Source organism: Maricaulis sp. D1M11, from assembly GCF_047308265.1.
In the GTDB taxonomy this organism is placed as follows: domain Bacteria; phylum Pseudomonadota; class Alphaproteobacteria; order Caulobacterales; family Maricaulaceae; genus Maricaulis.
Map to the genome: position 1 here is coordinate 91,188 of NZ_JBKQWY010000010.1, position 18,996 is coordinate 110,183.

16 protein-coding genes are annotated in these 18,996 nt (G+C 60.4%); 5 read left to right on the forward strand and 11 right to left on the reverse strand.

Translation table 11 applies throughout. The annotated features are described in order from the left end of the window. The first annotated feature begins 20 nt into the window (after positions 1–20). From RMQ97_RS14030 to leuB, 4 genes are read left to right on the forward strand one after another with little or no spacing between them, the layout of a single operon-like run. Complete coding sequence (locus RMQ97_RS14030) at positions 21–977, forward strand: branched-chain amino acid transaminase (RefSeq protein ID WP_413661523.1); 957 nt, start codon at positions 21–23, stop codon at positions 975–977. After that, positions 967–2,406, forward strand: coding sequence for a 3-isopropylmalate dehydratase large subunit (leuC, locus tag RMQ97_RS14035; RefSeq protein ID WP_413661524.1), 1,440 nt, complete (start codon positions 967–969; stop codon positions 2,404–2,406). The genes RMQ97_RS14030 and leuC overlap by 11 nt, the downstream gene beginning before the upstream one ends. Beyond that, positions 2,381–2,968: a 3-isopropylmalate dehydratase small subunit gene (gene leuD, locus RMQ97_RS14040; RefSeq protein WP_413661525.1), complete on the forward strand. Its 588-nt coding sequence runs from the start codon at positions 2,381–2,383 to the stop codon at positions 2,966–2,968. Before leuC ends, leuD begins: the two co-directional genes overlap by 26 nt. Further along, entirely contained in the window at positions 2,965–4,029 is a 1,065-nt protein-coding gene (gene leuB / locus RMQ97_RS14045; protein WP_413661526.1) for a 3-isopropylmalate dehydrogenase, read from the forward strand. Before leuD ends, leuB begins: the two co-directional genes overlap by 4 nt. On the opposite strand, the gene RMQ97_RS14050 is transcribed toward leuB, so the two are convergent. The 7 genes from RMQ97_RS14050 to RMQ97_RS14080 form a co-directional block, all read right to left on the reverse strand. After that, on the reverse strand, positions 4,026–7,424 hold the full coding sequence (locus RMQ97_RS14050; RefSeq protein ID WP_413661527.1) for a hypothetical protein: 3,399 nt from the start codon (positions 7,422–7,424) through the stop codon (positions 4,026–4,028). The two genes, leuB and RMQ97_RS14050, sit on opposite strands and share 4 nt — an antisense overlap. Continuing rightward, entirely contained in the window at positions 7,421–7,960 is a 540-nt protein-coding gene (locus RMQ97_RS14055) for a hypothetical protein (protein ID WP_413661528.1), read from the reverse strand. The genes RMQ97_RS14050 and RMQ97_RS14055 overlap by 4 nt, the downstream gene beginning before the upstream one ends. 83 nt (positions 7,961–8,043) lie before the next feature. Beyond that, positions 8,044–8,676, reverse strand: a complete 633-nt coding sequence (eda, locus tag RMQ97_RS14060) for a bifunctional 4-hydroxy-2-oxoglutarate aldolase/2-dehydro-3-deoxy-phosphogluconate aldolase (protein WP_413661529.1) — start codon at positions 8,674–8,676, stop codon at positions 8,044–8,046. A 30-nt stretch (positions 8,677–8,706) separates the two neighbouring features. Continuing rightward, positions 8,707–10,563, reverse strand: a complete 1,857-nt coding sequence (gene edd / locus RMQ97_RS14065) for a phosphogluconate dehydratase (RefSeq protein WP_413661530.1) — start codon at positions 10,561–10,563, stop codon at positions 8,707–8,709. 22 nt (positions 10,564–10,585) lie between these two features. Next, positions 10,586–11,293: a 6-phosphogluconolactonase gene (gene pgl / locus RMQ97_RS14070; protein WP_413661531.1), complete on the reverse strand. Its 708-nt coding sequence runs from the start codon at positions 11,291–11,293 to the stop codon at positions 10,586–10,588. A gap of 34 nt (positions 11,294–11,327) precedes the next feature. Beyond that, positions 11,328–12,785, reverse strand: a complete 1,458-nt coding sequence (gene zwf, locus RMQ97_RS14075) for a glucose-6-phosphate dehydrogenase (RefSeq protein ID WP_413661532.1) — start codon at positions 12,783–12,785, stop codon at positions 11,328–11,330. Between the two features lie 221 nt (positions 12,786–13,006). Further along, positions 13,007–13,720 (reverse strand): sulfite exporter TauE/SafE family protein, encoded by a 714-nt coding sequence (locus RMQ97_RS14080; RefSeq protein WP_413661533.1) that lies wholly within the window; start codon positions 13,718–13,720, stop codon positions 13,007–13,009. A gap of 120 nt (positions 13,721–13,840) precedes the next feature. On the opposite strand from RMQ97_RS14080, the gene RMQ97_RS14085 reads away from it, so the two are divergent. After that, positions 13,841–14,614, forward strand: a complete 774-nt coding sequence (locus RMQ97_RS14085; RefSeq protein WP_413661534.1) for a DUF2189 domain-containing protein — start codon at positions 13,841–13,843, stop codon at positions 14,612–14,614. Here the strand turns inward: RMQ97_RS14085 and ccoS are convergent. From ccoS to ccoG, 4 genes are read right to left on the reverse strand one after another with little or no spacing between them, the layout of a single operon-like run. Continuing rightward, positions 14,611–14,778, reverse strand: a complete 168-nt coding sequence (ccoS, locus tag RMQ97_RS14090; protein WP_413661535.1) for a cbb3-type cytochrome oxidase assembly protein CcoS — start codon at positions 14,776–14,778, stop codon at positions 14,611–14,613. The genes RMQ97_RS14085 and ccoS overlap by 4 nt on opposite strands. Positions 14,779–14,780: 2 nt before the next feature. After that, positions 14,781–17,000, reverse strand: coding sequence for a heavy metal translocating P-type ATPase (locus RMQ97_RS14095; RefSeq protein ID WP_413661536.1), 2,220 nt, complete (start codon positions 16,998–17,000; stop codon positions 14,781–14,783). Further along, positions 16,988–17,482 carry a FixH family protein gene (locus tag RMQ97_RS14100; protein WP_413661537.1) on the reverse strand — a complete coding sequence of 165 codons (495 nt, stop codon included), beginning with the start codon at positions 17,480–17,482 and terminating at the stop codon, positions 16,988–16,990. The genes RMQ97_RS14095 and RMQ97_RS14100 overlap by 13 nt, the downstream gene beginning before the upstream one ends. Continuing rightward, positions 17,479–18,963 (reverse strand): cytochrome c oxidase accessory protein CcoG, encoded by a 1,485-nt coding sequence (gene ccoG, locus RMQ97_RS14105; protein ID WP_413661538.1) that lies wholly within the window; start codon positions 18,961–18,963, stop codon positions 17,479–17,481. Before ccoG ends, RMQ97_RS14100 begins: the two co-directional genes overlap by 4 nt. Between the last annotated feature and the right edge of the window lie 33 nt (positions 18,964–18,996).

Consider the following 18,996-nt stretch of genomic DNA (forward strand, 5'->3'; position numbering starts at 1 on the left):
CCGAATTGAGAGTAGTTAAGATGGCTATCACGGAAACCGACTTCATCTGGCGCAATGGCGAGCTGATCGACTGGCACGACGCACAAACCCATGTTCTCAGCCATGGCCTGCACTATGGCACATCGGTGTTTGAGGGCATTCGCTGCTACGACACGCCGTCCGGTCCCCAGATCTTCCGCCTGACCGATCACATCAAACGTCTGTTTGACAGCGCCCGCATTTACCGGATGCAAATCCCGCACACGCCGGAAGAGATTATCGACGCGTGCAAACAGACCATTCGATCCAACCGCCTGAAAGACGCCTATCTGCGTCCGATTGCCTATTTTGGTTATGGGGGCCTGGGTGTCCTGCCCAGCAAGGATAACAGTGTGGATACGATCATCGCGGCCTTCCCGTGGGGTGCCTATCTGGGCGCAGACGCGCTGGAAAAGGGTGTCGATGCCTGTGTGTCGAGCTGGAACCGCGCGGCGCCCAACACCATCCCGACCGGGGCGAAAGCCGGAGGTAATTACCTGTCTTCCTATCTGATCTCCCATGAAGCGCATGATCGCGGGTTTGATGAGGGCATTGGTCTGGACGTTCATGGTCTGGTGTCGGAAGGCGCAGGCGAAAATATCTTCGTGATCGCGGATGGCATCATCCGGACCCCTCCGACCTCGTCCTCTATCCTGTCTGGTCTGACCCGCGACAGTGTCATCCAGCTGGCCCGGGCTGAAGGTCTGGAGGTGCGGGAGCAAACCCTGTCACGCGAAAGCCTCTATCTGGCGGACGAAATCTTCTTCACCGGCACGGCCGCCGAAATCACCCCGGTTCGCTCTGTGGACCGACACGAGGTGCGGTGCGGCGGACGTGGCCCGATCACCCAATTGATGCAGGAGCGTTTCTTTGGCCTGTTCTCCGGCGCCACGCCGGACGCGCACGGATGGCTGGAAGCCGCTCACGACAATCCGATGGAGGTTCAGCATGTCGCCTGAGGCGCCACGCTCCTTGTTCGAGAAAATCTGGGACACTCATCAGGTCGCTGAGGAAAGCCACGACACACCCGGTATTCTCTATATCGATCTTCATCTGGTGCACGAGGTGACTTCGCCTCAGGCCTTTGCCGAGATTGAAGCGCGGGGGCTGCGTGTGCGCCGCCCTGATCGTGTTCTGGCGACCATTGATCATTCCACCCCGACACTGGATTTCGAACCGGGAACCCCTCCGCCCTACGTCACGCCCCAGGCTCAGACACAGGTCGAGACGCTCCAGGACAATGCCCGTAGGCATGGCATCACCCTGCACGGGTGGGAGAGTGAACATCGCGGTATCGTGCACGTGATCGGTCCAGAAATGGGCGCGACCCAGCCGGGCATGACCATTGTGTGCGGTGACAGCCACACGGCAACCCATGGTGCGTTTGGAGCCCTGGCCTTTGGCATCGGGACAACGGAAGTCGGTCATGTCCTGGCCACTCAATGCCTCCTGCAACGCAAGCCCAAATCCATGCGGATCACGCTGACCGGTCAGGCTCCTGACTCCGTTTCCGCCAAGGACATCATCCTCGCCATCATTGCCGAAATCGGGGTTGATGGCGGCACTGGCTGCGTGATCGAATATGCCGGGGAAGCGATTGAAGCACTCGACATGGAAGGGCGCATGACCGTCTGCAACATGTCGATCGAAGCGGGCGCGCGCGCCGGGATGATTGCCCCGGACCAGACCACGTTTGACTGGCTGAAAGACCGCCCGAAAGCCCCCAAGGGTGCTGATTGGGAGGCCGCCCTCGCCCGTTGGTCAGACCTGCGCTCGGACCCCGGTGCCACATTCGATCGAGAGATCGAGATCGATGCCACGCAGATCCGCCCGATGGTGACCTATGGAACGGCGCCCGATGCCGGTATCGCCATCGATGCTCCGGTGCCCGCTCCGCGTACCGGCGCAGATGCCCGGGCGTTGGGATACATGAAGATGGATGCCGGTGCGACACTACAAGGCCAGGCCGTCGACCAGGTCTTCATCGGCTCGTGCACCAATTCGCGCATCACCGATCTGCGTGAAGCGGCGGCGATTTTCCGCGGACGCAAAGTGGCTGACGGCGTGCGTGCGCTCGTCGTGCCTGGTTCCGTTCTTGTGCGCCAGCAGGCCATTGAAGAAGGGCTCGACACGGTTTTCATCGAAGCCGGAGCCGACTGGCGCCAGCCGGGATGTTCCATGTGCATCGCCATGAATGGTGACAAGGGGCAACCGGGTGAGCTGGTTGTGTCCACGTCCAATCGGAATTTTGAAGGTCGACAGGGCCCGGGCGTTCGCACCGTCCTGGCCAGCCCGGCCACGGCGGCGGCCGCCGCCGTCACAGGTCAGATCACGGATCCCCGCTCGCTGATGGAGGATGGTCATGTCCAACATGCGCACGCCGTTTAGCCCCCTGGTCAGCCGCACCTTCGTGCTTGAACAGGAAAACATTGATACCGATCAGATTATTCCGGCCCGGTTTCTCACCACGACCACCCGCACGGGGCTGGGCAAGCTGGCCTTTCATGACTGGCGTTATGATGGTGCGGGCCAGGAAAAGCCCGGCCATGCTCTGCGGGGCTACCAACCCAGCCGCCATGAAATCCTGATCGCCGGCCAGAATTTCGGGTGTGGGTCCTCTCGCGAACATGCGCCCTGGGCCTTGCATGATCTGGGCGTGCGTGTGGTGATCTCCAGCGAGATCGCCGACATCTTCCGGTCCAACTCTGCCAAGAACGGTATTCTGCCGATTATTGCCCCCAGCACGGCCCATCGCTGGCTGCTCGAGCATCCAGATGCGGAGGTTGTCGTGGATCTGGAGGATTGCTGGGTCCGGTGCGCACAGGGGCCCAGTTTCGGATTCGAGATCGAAGCCTTTGCCCGACGCTGCCTGCTGGATGGCAATGACCCGCTCGGCTTCCTGCTCGAACAGGACGACAAGATCCGAGCCTATGAGGAGGCCTGCTCATGACACGCTATTCCATCGCCTTTTTGCCCGGAGACGGGATTGGACCGGAAGTGGCCGGCGCGGCCCGGACCGTTCTGGAGGCCGTGGCCCGGCGCTGCGGCTTCCAGCTTGAATTTTCGGATCACCCGTTTGGTGGAGCCGCCATCGACCAAACCGGCGAGCCCCTGAGTGAGGCCACAACATCTGCCTGCCTGGCCGCGGATGCCGTTTTTCTCGGTGCGGTGGGCGGACCCAAATGGGACAACGCGCCCTCGCGTCCCGAGGCCGGACTTCTGGCCCTGCGCAAGGCCATGAATGTCTATGCCAATCTGCGCCCTGTCAGTGTTCATCCCGAGCTGGCCGACCGATCTCCCCTGCGACCGGAAAAAGTGGCGGGCGTGGACATGGTCATCGTACGCGAACTGACTGGCGGCATCTATTTCGGGGAACGCGAACGCACCGAGGACAGCGCCTCGGACAAATGCACCTATTCGCGCGCCGAGATCGAAAGGGTGGCACGGATCGCCTTTGAACAGGCGCGTCAGCGCCGCGGACGCCTGACCTCTGTCGACAAGGCCAATGTACTGGAAACAAGCCGCCTGTGGCGCGAAACCGTCAGCGAAATGGGCAAGACGGACTATCCTGATATCGAGCTTGACCATATGTATGTGGATGCGGCGGCGATGCATATGCTGCGTGAACCCACCGATTTCGATGTCATCCTGACCGAGAACATGTTTGGCGATATTCTCTCGGACGAAGCCTCCATGTTACCCGGCTCCATCGGCTTGCTGGGATCAGCCTCGCTGAGCGATCAACGTCCCGGTCTGTTTGAACCCATCCACGGGTCAGCGCCGGATATTGCCGGTCAGGGCAAGGCCAACCCGCTCGGTGCCATTGAGAGCGCGGCCCAATTGCTGGACAGCCTGGGCGAACATACGGCCGCAGGCCTTGTTCGCCGGGCCGTTGAACAGGTCCACGCCCACGCGCAATGGACCGGTGACCTGGGCGGGACACTGACAACGGTCGAGGTCACACAGGCCGTCGCCGACGCCGTGGCCGCTCCGGAACCGGCACTGGGTTAGTTCGGGCCAAGTCGGGCGGCTTCAGATTCGAACTCGCCCGGCCACGCCTTGAAGAAACGCGGATTGCCCGCTTCATCCACATAGTTGGCCGTCAGACCGACTGTCATGACAGTGGAATCACGGAACACGAGATTGGAATGCATGTCCCGCATCCAATCGAGCAGGCGGTTGTGGTGTTCAAAATCGAACTCATTCAGATTGACGTAGATGTCACAGGGGTCTCGCCCGGTTTCGGCGCAATAATCACCCGCCCCATCGGCCAGCGCAGCCTGGAAACCAGCCTGAAACTGGCGCAACAGACGCAGGTTTGACACATCCAGCTCGACAATCGCACCGCGCGTCGTGTCTTCGACCTGTGTCCAGTGTTCAAGACCGGCCAAAATGCCCTCAGTGGCCTGCTGACCGACTTCGTCGATATCGTACAAGTCGACGGACATGGACATGTCGGTCAACCCGCCAGTCACTTGCGCCATGAAATCCCCCATACCAGGAGGCATGTTCGAACTCCCATCCGATTGTTCGGTCTCGATGAAGCCCTGCCTCAGCGTCTCCTCCACACTGGTCGCAACCTGCATCAGATCAAACGGTGAGACATCTGCACGACGCGTATAGGCCGTCTCCCCGTTAATCGCTCGGTCCCAGGCCTGGACCACCCGGTTCGCGCGTTCGAGATACCAGATCAGCCCGTCCACATCGTCGATGTGAACATCGTAGAAATTGTTTGTCGTCTCCTGCCCATTATGGATGCCCGTCAAAGGGGCGGCATGAAGCGAATGCGTCATCAACGTCTGGCTTCGATACACGCCCTCCTCGAGGATGTATCCCGATGCAAAGCCGCCGGCATGGGCGCGCAGGATCGGCAGCCCTGTTTCTCGGAGTTGGCGCATACAGGCGACTTCCTCTGTCAGGTAATCTGTCAGGATCGCCGTATCGCGAGCATAGTCCTCCGCAAAACGGGTAAAGCCTTCCGGCCGCCTCTCACCATCCAGATAGGCGCTCAGCTCGACCAGTGCGAAAGAGCGGCGAGATGTCCGACACGGCCCGAGGCCCGCCAGATCACGATAGGTCGGTTCAGGGTCTTCAAAATCGGTCACGCGAACTTTGGCCAAACCGACCATCGCAAGGCCGTTGACATGATAGGCTGTCGCGGCGGTGCGCAGCTCGATTGTGTAGTCGCGACCGTCCACGAGCTCGAGATCAGAGATATCGAAATGGATCTCCGCATCCGTCCAGCTGACGATCTGGTCCAGCTCCAGGATCTCGCCGGTTTCCGGATCAGTCAGACGCGCCTCACCGGGGGACAAACCCAAATCCCAGCCAGACAATCTCAGTGAGACATCCTCAGGATCGATCTCGACGGCGACATTGTCCCGGTTGAGGTCCACACTCTCGTCCAGCGCAATGACAGGCGTTCGAGCACACCAGTTCACAACAGGATCGAGCGAGGTATTCACGCCATCGAGCTCCTGTCGATCCTCCGCGGCGGGGATATAACCCTGGTCCAGCCAGTAGGGGTTATCGCGATCATCTTGCTCATCCGACTCCAGTTGAGAGACCTCCCGGATCGAGCACATCGACCTCACGCTCCCGCGTTCATTGCGGCGCTCACGCGACTGAGAGCCCTCATAACTGGGATGCGTGCCGTTATAGATACGCTGACCAAGGACTTCACACATTTCCCGGTTCATCACATTTGGATCTGCCCGCCACTCGGAAAGCACGTCCGTGTGTTCACACCAGTGGTCGGCGAACACACCCGAGAACACGCCGTACAGGGTCTGGATATCCCGTCCTCGATAGCTGTAGTCCGGCAAGGCATCCGGTTGCTGAGACGTATACATCGACTCCAGACCAATGGGCACGACGTAATTGGGAAGTTCGTAGGCATTTCCTGACTGAAATCCCCACAGCGAGTTCGGGTTGAACATATCGCCCGCCCCGACCCAGCTCGCCAGATTCCCGGCATAACTTTCCATTGTACCGCGGCTCACCTCCGTCCCGTGCGGATCATCCCGTCCGCGCAGCCAGATTCGGGTTGCATAGGCCACGACCTCAGTTCGGTCAGAGACGAAGGGGTTGTTCGCTTCATTCGGCACGTCAGGGAAACGCGGAACGTTCAGATCGATTGCGGCCAGGACAGCCACAGCCCGTCCTGGATTCGGCCCGAGAAAACCCAAAGCCATGGATTCATTCGTGGCCCAGTTGTTCCAGCAGTCTTCATGTTCCAGCACTGCGACCGTGGGAGCGTCTGCACCCAGGGGAACGCTGAAACTGGAATACCCTCCCTCGTCTCCAGGTCCCAGAGCACGGATGACCTCAGCCCACCCCGCACCGGTGCAAAACCGCATGGATTCGATCTGCTGCGGGACATTCAGCGTCTGATTATATTCAGCCGGGTCATATCGGTTCAGGCTGAACTGACCGGAGATCATGTCAGCATAGCGTTCATCCCCCACCGCAGGGATCGGATCGCTCATAGTGCCGTCCGCACGCACGTGCCGGTATTCCATCGGCACAGCAACACCGTTCGGCCCCGGCAAGGGAGACGACATCGGGTCCGCTCGCATCAGAAGATACTCAAGGGCGGGCATGTTTTGAACAACAGCCTCGGCGCCATGGACGAGGCCCGCAAGAGCACCGATGGCCAGATGAGCCGGCAGAACCGCTTCCTGTTGCGTCGGGTCGGGGGCCGCCCATCGCTCCCACATATGCCCCATGGCCCAACGGTCCTGGATGAAGTGCTGAGCATAGCCCTCATAAGCCAGAGCCAGAAGTTCGGCCTCCTCAATCTCCTCGGCATACTCAATCCGTTCCGCCGGGCTCATTGCCTCACGCATTTCGCGCGCATCTTCAGCCAGGCGAAGCGCATTGGTGTGGAGGTGGGCGTACATGTCCTCCGCCTGGGATCCGAAATGGACAGAATTCATGGCGCCCAGCCACCCCATGAACTCGTGGCACCGGGCCGTGTAGGCTTCATCCGGAAATGCCGGGCACGTCTGGTTTTTGTTCAGCCAGTCATAGATCGCATAGCTGTAATCCGGCAGGCCCGCAAACAGGCCGGGTGACGGAATCGTCCGCTCTTCGGCCTCCGTCTCTTCATCATCGCCGAACGGGTCAACACCGTAGAGAAGGTCGTGCCGAAAATGACTGGCGTTGAGGTCGACCACATCGAGCGTCGCAGTTCCACCGCGGCCGAAACGGACACGTAACTGGCCCGACGGGTCCAGATAATCGAACGTATCATCGGCAATATTGGTGTGTTCGGGAATCGAATCCGCCTGCTCTGCTTGGTAGATCGATTGCCATGGAATGCGCGAAATCACGGCTGTGTCGTATGCCGTCAGCAAGGTAACCGCCACAAGGCCCAACCCCACTTTGAGATAGAACCGCCTCATGGTTGGCCCTCCACCGGTCGACACGGACTGCCTTGAGTCAGAAACACGACCTCAAATGCCGTGGCTTCATCGGAAAGGCCGACGATACGGTCATATTCGGTTTTGCAGAGATCCGGAGCATCGGCAGACGAGACGCATTGTGAAAGCGTGCCCCCCTGCTCAACGCAACCCATCACACCCGCCAGCATATCGCCCCAGCGCGTAATGGCATCCTGACGGTCTGGGTCGTAGAAAACCTGCAGCACAGGGCCGCCATGCGGGGCTGAAATGGTGGCCACATGTTCACAGCCTGCACTGCCGCCGCAAGGTTGCCAACCACCATAGGGGTCAAAATCGGGATCGTCCGATGGAACACTTTGTGGATCAGATGCCGGACCGGCTGACACTGTTTCCGAGGAAGGGGCCTCCTCCGGCTGAACCGTCTCGGTTTCAACCGGATCAACGACCGGGTCTGGCTCGGTCTGTTCCGAGGCTCCGCACCCCATCAAGCCCAAGCCGAGGGCTAGAATACCCACACGTGGAAGCAGTCTCATCATGCTAGCGTCCTCCCCGGGAAGGACGCTAGCATGATCAACCACAATCTCAATTCACAACCTGACGGAAAGCCCCTCTGTCCGGACTAGTCGGCAATCATCGCCATGGCATCACGGGCGTTCTGGGTAATCTGGGCCCAGTCGCCCGCGTTCAGCGCATCGCCGGGAACCACCCAGGACCCGCCGACACACGCCACATTCGGCAGGGCCAAATAGGTCGGGGCCTGTGTTTTTGTGATGGATCCTGTCGGACAGAAGGTGATGTCCGGCAGGGGTCCCGCGATGGATTTCAGCCAGGGCGCGCCGCCCGACTGCTCCGCCGGAAAGAATTTCATGGCGGTGAAACCAGCCACCTGGGCCTGCATGGCCTCGCTTGCCGTGGCCACACCGGGGAGGCTCGCCACACCACTGTCCATCATGGCCGCACTAATCTCGGGTGTCAGACCCGGAGACACCAGGAAATCGGCACCGGCATTGACGCTGCGCTGGACGTCTTCGCCCGTGCGGATCGTCCCCATGCCGACATAAAGCTCCGGCACCGCTTCTTTCATCGCGGCAAGGGCATCCAGACCGATCTCGGTACGCAATGTCATCTCGATGACCCGCAAACCGCCTTCGGCCAGGGCCTCGGCCAGAGGAACCGCATGGGCCATGTCTTTGACAGTCAGGACCGGAATGACGCTGGCCGCATCGAGAATAGTGGAAACAGGAGTGCTCATGGTCATGTCCTCAAACAGATCAATCAGGGCTTATTCAGCCGGTTCCAGAACCGTGCCGGCCACATCCAAGTCCGGAAACGCCAGGGCGCCGGTTTCCGCAGATGAGACATCGCGCCGGAAGCCTGCAAACAATTCGCGGCCCATTCCGACAGACGTCGCGGTCAGATCGGCCGTCGCCAGCGTGCGCGAAGCCCATTCCGCCTCATCCACCAGGATTTCCAGCGTGCCGGCTTCGGCATCGAGGCGGATCATGTCCCCATCGCGCACCCGGGCAATCGGTCCACCATCCTGCGCCTCTGGCGTCACGTGAATGGCTCCGGGCACCTTGCCCGACGCACCGGACATACGCCCGTCGGTGACAATCGCCACCTTGAAGCCCTTGTCCTGCAGCGCGCCGAGCGGCGGGTTAAGCTTGTGCAGCTCCGGCATGCCGATGGCCTTGGGTCCCTGGAAGCGGACCACGGCCACAAAATCCTTTTCCAGCTCGCCCGCCTTGAAACGGTCAATGATCTCGTCCTGCGAGTGGAAGACGATGGCCGGTGCCTCAATCAATCGGTTATCCGGTTTGACAGCCGAGACCTTGATCACTGAACGTCCCAGATTGCCGTCCAGCACTTTCAGCCCGCCATCCGCAGAGAAGGGATCGCTGAGCGGACGGATGATCTCTGGATCACCGCTTTCTTGAGCAGCAGGGCGCCAAACCAGATCATCACCCTCGAGACCCGGCTCTGTCGCAAAGGCCTCAAGGCCCTCGGCACCCAGCGTCAGGACGTCAGCGTGCAGGAGCCCGCCTTCGAGCAGTTCGCGCATCAGATAGGCCATGCCGCCGGCAGCGTGGAAATGGTTCACATCGGCCGGGCCGTTGGGATAGATCCGCGCCAGAAGCGGGGTCACTTCGGCCAGTTCGGAGAAATCATCCCACTCCAGAATAATGCCCGCCGCACGCGCCATGGCCGGCAGGTGCAAGGTATGATTGGTCGAACCGCCGGTGGCGTGCAGACCCACAATGGCATTCACAATGGCCCGTTCGTCGATCGACTTGCCGATCGGCTGGAAGTTGTCGCCCAACGCCGTCAGTCCGGCCACCCGCTGCGCCGTCGCCTTGATCAGGGCATCGCGCAAGGGAGTACCCGGGTTTTCAAATGCCGACCCGGGCACATGAAGGCCCATGACTTCCATCAACATCTGGTTGGAATTGGCCGTGCCGTAGAAGGTGCAGGTTCCCGGAGAGTGATAACTTGCGCTTTCCGCAGCCAGGAGCTTGTCGCGTCCCACCTTGCCTTCGGCATAGAGCTGACGGATGCGCGCTTTTTCGGTGTTGGAAATGCCCGAACGCATCGGACCGGCAGGCAGGAACAGCACGGGCAGATGGCCAAAGCGCAGCGCACCGATCACAAGGCCTGGAACAATCTTGTCGCAAACACCCAGACAGATCGCGCCGTCAAACATGTCATGTGACAGCGACACCGCCGTGGCCATGGCAATCACATCGCGGCTGAAGAGCGACAGCTCCATGCCCGGCTGGCCCTGGGTCACCCCATCACACATCGCCGGAACGCCGCCAGCCACCTGGCCGACCGCTCCGACTTCGCGCAGGGCCGTCTTGATCTTGTCCGGATACTCCGCCAGAGGCTGGTGCGCCGACAACATATCGTTATAGGCCGTGATAATGCCGATATTGGGCCAGACCAGGTCGCGCAGTGCGTCCTTGTCTTCTCCGCTGGCCGCAAAACCATGCGCCAGATTCCCGCAGGACAGATGTTTGCGTTTCGGCTCGCGGCTGGCAGCGGCTTCGATCAGATCCAGATAGCGACGACGGCTTTGCGCAGACCGTTCACGGATACGGGCCGTGACGGATTCAATCACACTGTTGAGGGGCGCAGTCATGATGAGTTCCTCCAGCTCGGACCTATTCGGCCCAGTGAACCTGTAGATTGATAGATGGATCGAAGATCAGGGACCGGATCGGCAAATCCTCGATTGGTCCGGGAGTATCGGCATCATCGAAGACCCGGCGCTTGACGGGCCCCGTGATCATGAGAACCACCAGCTTGGCCTCGCACACAGCGGCCTTGGTCAGAGTCATGCGCTCCAGGAAGTCTCCCGTCACCTCGGACTTGTGGGCCCGTACGGCGGCCAGGCGTGGACCATCCGAGGCCAGGGCCCGGTCGAGACCGTCCGCATGCGGAAACCATGATGCGGTGTGACCATCGGGACCCATACCCAGCACAACGGCGTCCAGAGGCCATTTCATGTCCGCCAGGCGCGTTTCAGCCTCCGCCAGACCTTCACCGGGCGTATCGTGAGAGGTTTTCAGCCCCACCAGACAGGTGGATGCGGCCTCACCGCCCAGCAGATTGTCCTCGACGAAACTTTCATTCGATCCGGCCTCACCGGGCTCAACCCAGCGCTCATCGACCAGAACCGTGGAGACCTTGTGCCAACCGATCTTCTCGGCAGAGAGAGCCTGATACAAGGGCGCGGGAGATGAGCCCCCCGAAACAGCGAAACTCGCCCGTCCGTCCGCGGAGATGGATGCGGACAGCTGGGCCGCGATCTGGTCGCGCAAGGTCTGTGTCATCACCTCTCGAGAGGGATGAGTGGTCCAGGTGAACATGGCGGTCTCCCGTCTGCTTCCGGCTGACACAGCGTCAGTAACGCGCTCCGTCAAACCATTCCCGATCATCAAGCTTGAGCAATACATCGGCCTCGGAGGGGCCATCCGCGCCCGCGGCATAGGAATAAAGATTGGGCGATTCCTGGTCCCAGGCTCCGATAATGCCATCAACCCATTTCCAAGCCGCCTCAACTTCGTCGCGGCGCATAAAGAGGCTGAGATTTCCGCGCACGACCGCCATTAACAGGCGTTCATAGGCATCCGGATAGTTCTCTTCGAACGTATCCGCATAACTTAGATTGAGCGGTACATAACGAAGACGCAGCCCACCCGGTCCCGGATCCTTCGTCATCAACATCATCTTCACGCCTTCATCCGGCTGAAGACGGATCACGAGGCGGTTGGGATGCAGGCGCCCGGCGCCCACAATATCGTGCGGTACCGGTTTGAACTGGATCACAATCTCCGAACGGCGCGATGACATGCGCTTGCCCGTTCGCAGATAGAAGGGCACGCCAGCCCAGCGCCAGTTGTCCACCGCCGCCTTGATCGCCACAAACGTCTCGGTCTCACTCTCCTTGCCCAGCTCGTCCGTGTAACCAGCGACCGGTTCGCCCTCGATGGCGCCTGACCGATACTGGGCCCGCACAACATCGCGGGAAATCTCGGCGGGGCCGATCGGACGCAGCGCATCGAGCACTTTCAGCTTTTCATTCCGGACCGCGTCGGACCCCAAGCTGGCGGGAGGCTCCATCGCCACAAGACAGGCCAGTTGCAGCAAATGGTTCTGGACCATATCGCGCAAGGCACCAGAGGTATCGTAATAGCTGGCGCGCTTGCCTGCCCCGAGTGACTCCGCGACGGTAATCTGCACATGGTCAATGCCGTTGGAGTTCCAGATCGGTTCGAACATCCAGTTGGCAAACCGGAGGATCAACAGATTCTGAACGGTTTCCTTGCCCAGATAGTGATCGATCCGGAAGATATTATTCTCGGGAAACGCATCACACACCGCGCGGTTGATATCCCGGGCCGATTCCAGGTCCTTGCCGATCGGCTTTTCCAGCACGATCCGGGCATTGGGCGTGCACAGTCCCTCCGCCTTCAGCACTGCGGATATCGGGCCATACAGAGCGGGCGGCAGTGCCAGATAATACAAGCGGATCTTGTTGTCGTCCGGGTCCAGTCGATCTTTGAGATCCGCCCATCCCGACCCGGTCTTGGTCGCATCAACAGAGACATAGCGAACCTGGCTGCAAAACGCGGCCCAGTCTTCGGAGTCCGGCGCGGCATCAACATGCGTATTGGCGAGCGTGTGGTACTCGCTATCGGCCATGCTGTCGCGTGAGGCCGCGATAATTCGCGAGTTATCAGGGATCTGGCCATCGCGCCAGCGATGGAAGAGGGCCGGAAGAAGTTTACGAAGGGCCAGATCTCCGGTCGCACCGAACACCACAATGTCGAACGGATCGACAGGCAAAAGCTTCGACATGTCTATTCTCCCAAATCCGGCGAATTCCACCGCCTGGACCGTATTCACAGCATCTTGGAGCCTGAATAGGCTCGAAAGTTAGCGCTAAACCTGTCAACCAATATAGGAGTGAGGTCAAGACAATTCGACCTTTTGGAGCGATTAAAGACATCCACGAAGGCAAACTCAACGGAAATCCGCGACTTGCCTGCCAGAAATTTAATTCGCACGCGTAATTTATATCACGAGACGGGAATTCCGCACAAGGCTGCGATCGTTTTCCAGGGCATGATCGCTGACACGACCCCCAGCGCCACAATGGCCAGACCTACACCGATACGGTGACGGGCCTGACGCGCCCAACGGACAAAAACGCCCGCGCCCCATGCCGATGACATAACCGCGGGCAGAGTCCCCAGGCCAAATCCGGCCATGATCAGCGCCCCGGTTGCCGCTGATCCGGACAACATCGCATAGAAGAGTGTCGCATAGACCATGCCGCACGGCAGGAACCCCCAGACCAGACCGGCGAACAAAGGGGAAGCCTGAGCCGCAGGCCCGGTTCCCAGACGGGCAAACACGCCAGACAATCCATGGGTCAATCGATCAAGTCCGGCCAGGGACGGTGCCCAACCCGCAACGGACAATCCGATATAGACAAGGGTCAATCCGCCCAGCCAGCGCAATAACGCATAGGCCTCACCGTGATCGAAGAGAAGATAGGTATTGGACCCCAGAGCCCCAAGGACGCCACCAGCGAAAACATAGCCTGTCACCCGACCGAGTTGAGACAGGAGCAGGGTCTGGGCACGCGCAACACCATCTTCAGAGGGCGACATGCCAATCATCAAGGACGAAGCGATTCCCCCGCACATGCCGACGCAATGAAGGCTCGACGCGAGCCCGGCCAGAAGACCGGCGAACAGCGTAAAATCAGTCAGCGAGACAGGCGGCATGGTCTTTCTCTCTCTACAGAAGGATATGTGTGACCGGAAAATTCCAACAATAAAAGTGTGGCGACTTGCCGCGCGGCCAAATCTCCGCTTCAGTAGGGCAAAACAACGGGGAGAATTTCAATGATCAAGCTCAATAAGGTGCGGCGTGACGCCCCTTGGACATGGATCAAGCTCGGTTGGCGGGATCTGACCCAGGCGCCCGGCGTGAGCCTGGCCTATGGCCTTATCTTCACCGGCGTGGGCGCACTGCTGACCCTCGGCCTCGCACTGATGGACCAGCTGGTCATTGCGCCGGTTGTCATGAGCGGGTTTGCCCTGATTGCCCCGGCCCTCGCCATTGGTATTTACCAGGTTAGCCGGGCCATGGAACGTGGAGAAAAACCCCGCTTCCGGATGGTGATTTCCCGCTATCCCGGTCGTCTGTCGCAGATTGCCTTTCTCAGCCTCTTGCTACTCATGCTGCTCCTGCTGTGGGTCCGGGTCGCCCAGTTCATCTTTATCCTGGTCAGTCCGGATGCTCCGATCGAACCCGGCCCCTTCCTTGAATACATTCTCACCACCCCTCAAGGTCTGAGCCTGGCCGTTATCGGAACGCTGGTCGGCGCAGTCCTGGCCGCTGCGGCCTTCGCCATTTCAGCCATCGCCTTTCCCATGCTGGTGGATCAGGATGTCGATGCCATCACCGCGCTGGTCGCCAGCATACGTGCCGTCTTCTCCCAGCCCTTTGTCATGCTGACCTGGGCCTGGCTTATCGCTTTCATGGTCACAGCCGGCATCGCCGTCTTCCTGATCGGGTTGACCGTGACCTTCCCGTGGATCGCGCACGCGACCTGGCATGCCTACAAGGATTTTGCGCCAGAGCCGGAACAGTCCGCAGCGTCGAAAACCGCCTAACGGGGTTTGCGTTCAGTGAGCGGCTTGTCGTCATCCATAAGGATGCGATGAGCCGCGCCCTCCATATCCTCGAACTGGCCTGACCGGACACTCCACAAGAAGGCCCACAGCCCGGAGCCACCCAGGATCAGTGCAATCGGGATCAGCCAAACCAGAACGGACATGATCAGTTCTCCTTTTGCTTCGCCTGCACCTGTCCGGAAGCCAGGCGCAGGGCATTGAGCGTCACCAGGACCGAGGAGGCCGACATGGCGATAGCGGCGATCAAGGGCGTTACAAAACCCGCCACCGCGAGCGGTACTGCGATACAGTTATAGGCCGCTGCCAGACCGAAATTCTCCAGCACTCTGCGACGGGCGTCAATCGCTACACGATTGGCTAGGGGCAAGGCATCAAGATGATTGCCCTGCAAGACGAGATCGGCAGCAGCCTGGCTGATCTCGGCCGCCGAGGCCAAGGACACGGAGACGTCCGCGGCCGCCAGAGCCGGGGCGTCGTTGAGCCCATCTCCGACCATGAGAACCTTGTGCCCCGCATCACGCAAAGCATTGAGGCGGGCAATCTTGTCCTGGGGTTTCAACCCCGATCGCCAGTGATCGAGACCCAGACGCGCCGCGATGTCCGCAGCGGGCCCCTCGCGATCGCCCGACAGCATTTCAATATGCAAGCCCCGGTCTTTCAACCGGGCCACGGTCTCAGCGGCGTCCGGCCGCAAGACGTCTTCGAATTTGAAACAGACGGGCTGAGCATCATCAATCTGGAGCCAGGCCTCGGTGACAGCATCCGCACTGGCGCTAATGCCCAACCAGTCTGCGGAACCGAATTTGAGCTCACGCCCTTCAAATCGGCCGACAAGACCCCCCCCGGCCCTTTCGGAGACCTCTTCGGCCACAGGACCCATGCCAGCAGCATCTGCCACGGCCCGGGAGAGCGGATGACGACTGGTCCGGGCGAGGCTCGCAGCGCACTGCAGCTGCTGCTCTGACAGCTCGGTCTGATTGATCAGGCGCGGTCGCCCTTCGGTCAAGGTGCCGGTTTTGTCAAACACCACGGCATCAATCCCGGCCAGACGCTCCAGCGCATCTCCTGATTTCACGAGAACACCCGCACGGAACAGGCGCCCGGATGCCACAACCTGCACAGCCGGCACAGCCAGTCCCAGGGCGCACGGACAGGTGATGATGAGAACGGCAATCGCATTGATCAGGGCCGGTCGCAGGTCGCCCGTGACGAGATACCAGCCCACAAAGGTCAACGCCGCCAGCGTATGAACAACAGGCACATAGAGTTTCGCTGCCTGGTCAGCGAGACGCACATATCGCGAACGCCCCTGCTCGCCCGCCTCAACCAGTCGCGCGATCTCCGCCAGCAGGGAATTGTCTCGCTCCGCTGTGGCGCGCATGCGCAAGGGAGCATCCAGATTGACCATGCCGGAGAACACATCCGTCCCGGCCTCGGCGAGCAGCGGTGCGGTTTCACCTGTGACCAGAGCCGTGTCCAGACCGGACGCTCCACTCAGAATGACCCCGTCTACCGGGATCTTGTCGCCTGGGGCCAGATGAAGCACATCACCCGGTCGTACATCCCGGGCTGGAATGGCCTCCAGCATGCCATCAGCGCGCACACGACTGGCAGACGCTGCCTGCATCGCCGCAAGACCGCGGGCGGCCTCGGAGGCCCGCGCCCGCAGACGCATGTCCAGATAGCGACCAATCAGAAGGAAAAACAGCAACATGGCTGCGGCGTCGTAATAGGTCTCGCCGTGACCGAAAAAGGTCTCGTGCACCGACAAACCACACGCCAGAAACACGGCCAGCGAGATCGGAACATCCATATTGACATGACCATGGCGCACCGCCGTCCAGGCCGACCGGAAGAAGGGCTGACCGGCAAAGGCAGCAGCGGGCAGGACAATCAAAGCCGACAGGCGATGCATGAAGCCCAGCATGGCCTCTGACATCTCACCATCCCCGGACCACACCGAGACGGACAACAACATCACATTGGCCATCGCAAAACCCGCAACGGCCATGGCGCGCAGGAGACGTCGTTCTTCTTCCTGTCGCGGATCCCGATCCAGCTCCGGTTCATAGGCAGATGCTGGATAACCGATGCGCGACAAGGTGTTCACATAGGACGCAGCGAGATCGGCGGGACCGGACCAGCTCAACCGCAAACGCCCGGTCGAGAGGTTCAAACGCGCGGTTTCAACCCGCTCATCCTTCAACAAGGCCCCTTCGACACGCGAAATACATCCCGCACACGTGGCGCCACGAACCATGAGGTCAAGATGGTTCAGCCCGGCCTCTTCGCGCACAAAGGCCCGGGGATCAGCCTGCCCGCCCGCCGGTCGTGTCTCAATCGCGTCTGCGGTCAGCTCTGACATGGCGCCAGATCATCCCGCACACACACCGGCGCTTCCGCTTCGAACGCAACATCACCCGTATTGACAATGCGTGCGCGCCAAATGCCCTGCGAGAGGCACACCATCTGCGCCTCATAAACTCCTGGACGCGATTCATGGAAACCGAGATCGCAATCCTGTTCGGTCTGGGTGGGATGGCGCAGACTGCCCTCCAGGGCCAGACCCGTTACCGGCGCACCATCGGCATCAGAGATAGCCAGGAGAAAACGGTCCCCGATCGTGTTGGAGCGTGCGGTCCAGCCATTCTCAGCCTGGTCCTGACGCTGTTCCAGCACATCATTGTAAGACAGGCCCTGCAAATAGGAGCGCGGGATTTCCTCACCCGGATGCGACCCCAGCGCCAGCGTGATGAAGGTGACGTTCACACCGATCGTCACACCAAAAAAAGCCACCAGCATCAACAGGACGTGCCAGCCACGCAGGGGGTTGAACGGGTTTTTCATCGCGTCACTCCGGAAACAAAGACTGAGGGGCTGATCGCCGCCTCGCCACTCGCCCGGTCAACCACACGGAAGGTGAGCGGCTCCTGGGCCAGATCGACCGCCTGCGGCGGCAGGGTCAGATACAGTACAAAATCCTGGGTCTGGTCAGCGGCCACATGTAGGGCCAGTGGATCGGCATCATCGGCACCCAGCACCCGGACCTGGAAGGCCGGATCGCCCTCAATGATCAGATCAAACACACGCGCCTCGTCCGCCTTGTTCAGGACCTTGAGATTATAGCCATTGCGCACTCCGCCATCAGACAGGCGCACGAAATTGGGATTGCGGTCACGTTGGGCGTTCAGCTCCAGCTCGGTACGAGAGGCCAAGGCTGTGAGCATGACGAGGGTAACCAGGCCAAACGCAACGGCATAAACCAACGTCCGCACTCGAAAGAACCGGTAGCGCGGGGTCTGACCGGCCTTGAACCGATCCACATTATCATCGGTTTCGTATGTGATCAGCCCGCGCGGACGGCCGATCTTGTCCATGATGTCATCGCACGCATCGATACACAGCGCACACTGGATACACTCCAGCTGGGACCCGTCGCGGATATCGATCCCCATCGGACACACCGCGACACATTGTTTGCAATCAATGCAGTCGCCCCGACCCTCCCAGGTTTCGCCCTTCTTGTGCGGTCCGCGGGCTTCACCCCGGTCAACGCGATAGGTCACATTAAGTGCCTCGCGATCCGTCATGGCCGCCTGGATGCGCGGCCAGGGGCACATATAGGTGCAGACTTGTTCCCGCATGGACCCGGCGAGAATATAGGTGGTGAAGGTCAGAACGCCGGCGAACAGGTAGGAGGACGGAGCCGCCTGGCCGGTGAAAAAATTGCCGACGGTTTCGTAGGCATCATGGAAATAGAGAATCCACGCTCCGCCGGTCGCCAGCGCGATGAGCAGCCAGACTCCATGTTTGCCCAGCTTGCGGCCCGCCTTGTTGAGACTCCACTTCGCCTTGTCCAGGCGCATGCGGGCATTGCGATCCCCTTCAAAGAACCGCTCCACCATAATGAACAGATCCGTCCACACGGTTTGAGGGCAGGCATAGCCACACCAGACCCGGCCAAAAAGCGCATTGGCCAGGAAAAGACCGAGCGCTGCGAGAATAAGAAGCCCGGTGATGTAGTAGACTTCCTGGGGCCAGATCTCGATGAAGAAGAAATAGAACCGGCGCCCGGCAAAATCGACCAGAACGGCCTGGTCCGGAGCACCCTCTCCGCGATCCCAACGCAGGAAAGGGATCAAGTAGTAGACACCGAGGGCCACGGCCATGACCAGCCATTTAAGGGCCCGGAACCGGCCATGCGCGAGCTTGGGATAGATCTGCTCGCGCTTGTGGTACAATTCACGCGTATCCGCGGAATTGACCGCCTTGGCCTCGGATCGGCGAACACCGGGGGCCGCCATGCTGTCGTGCAGATTGTGTGTCATGGCGACCTTTAAATCCCGGCTTCTTCGTCTCCG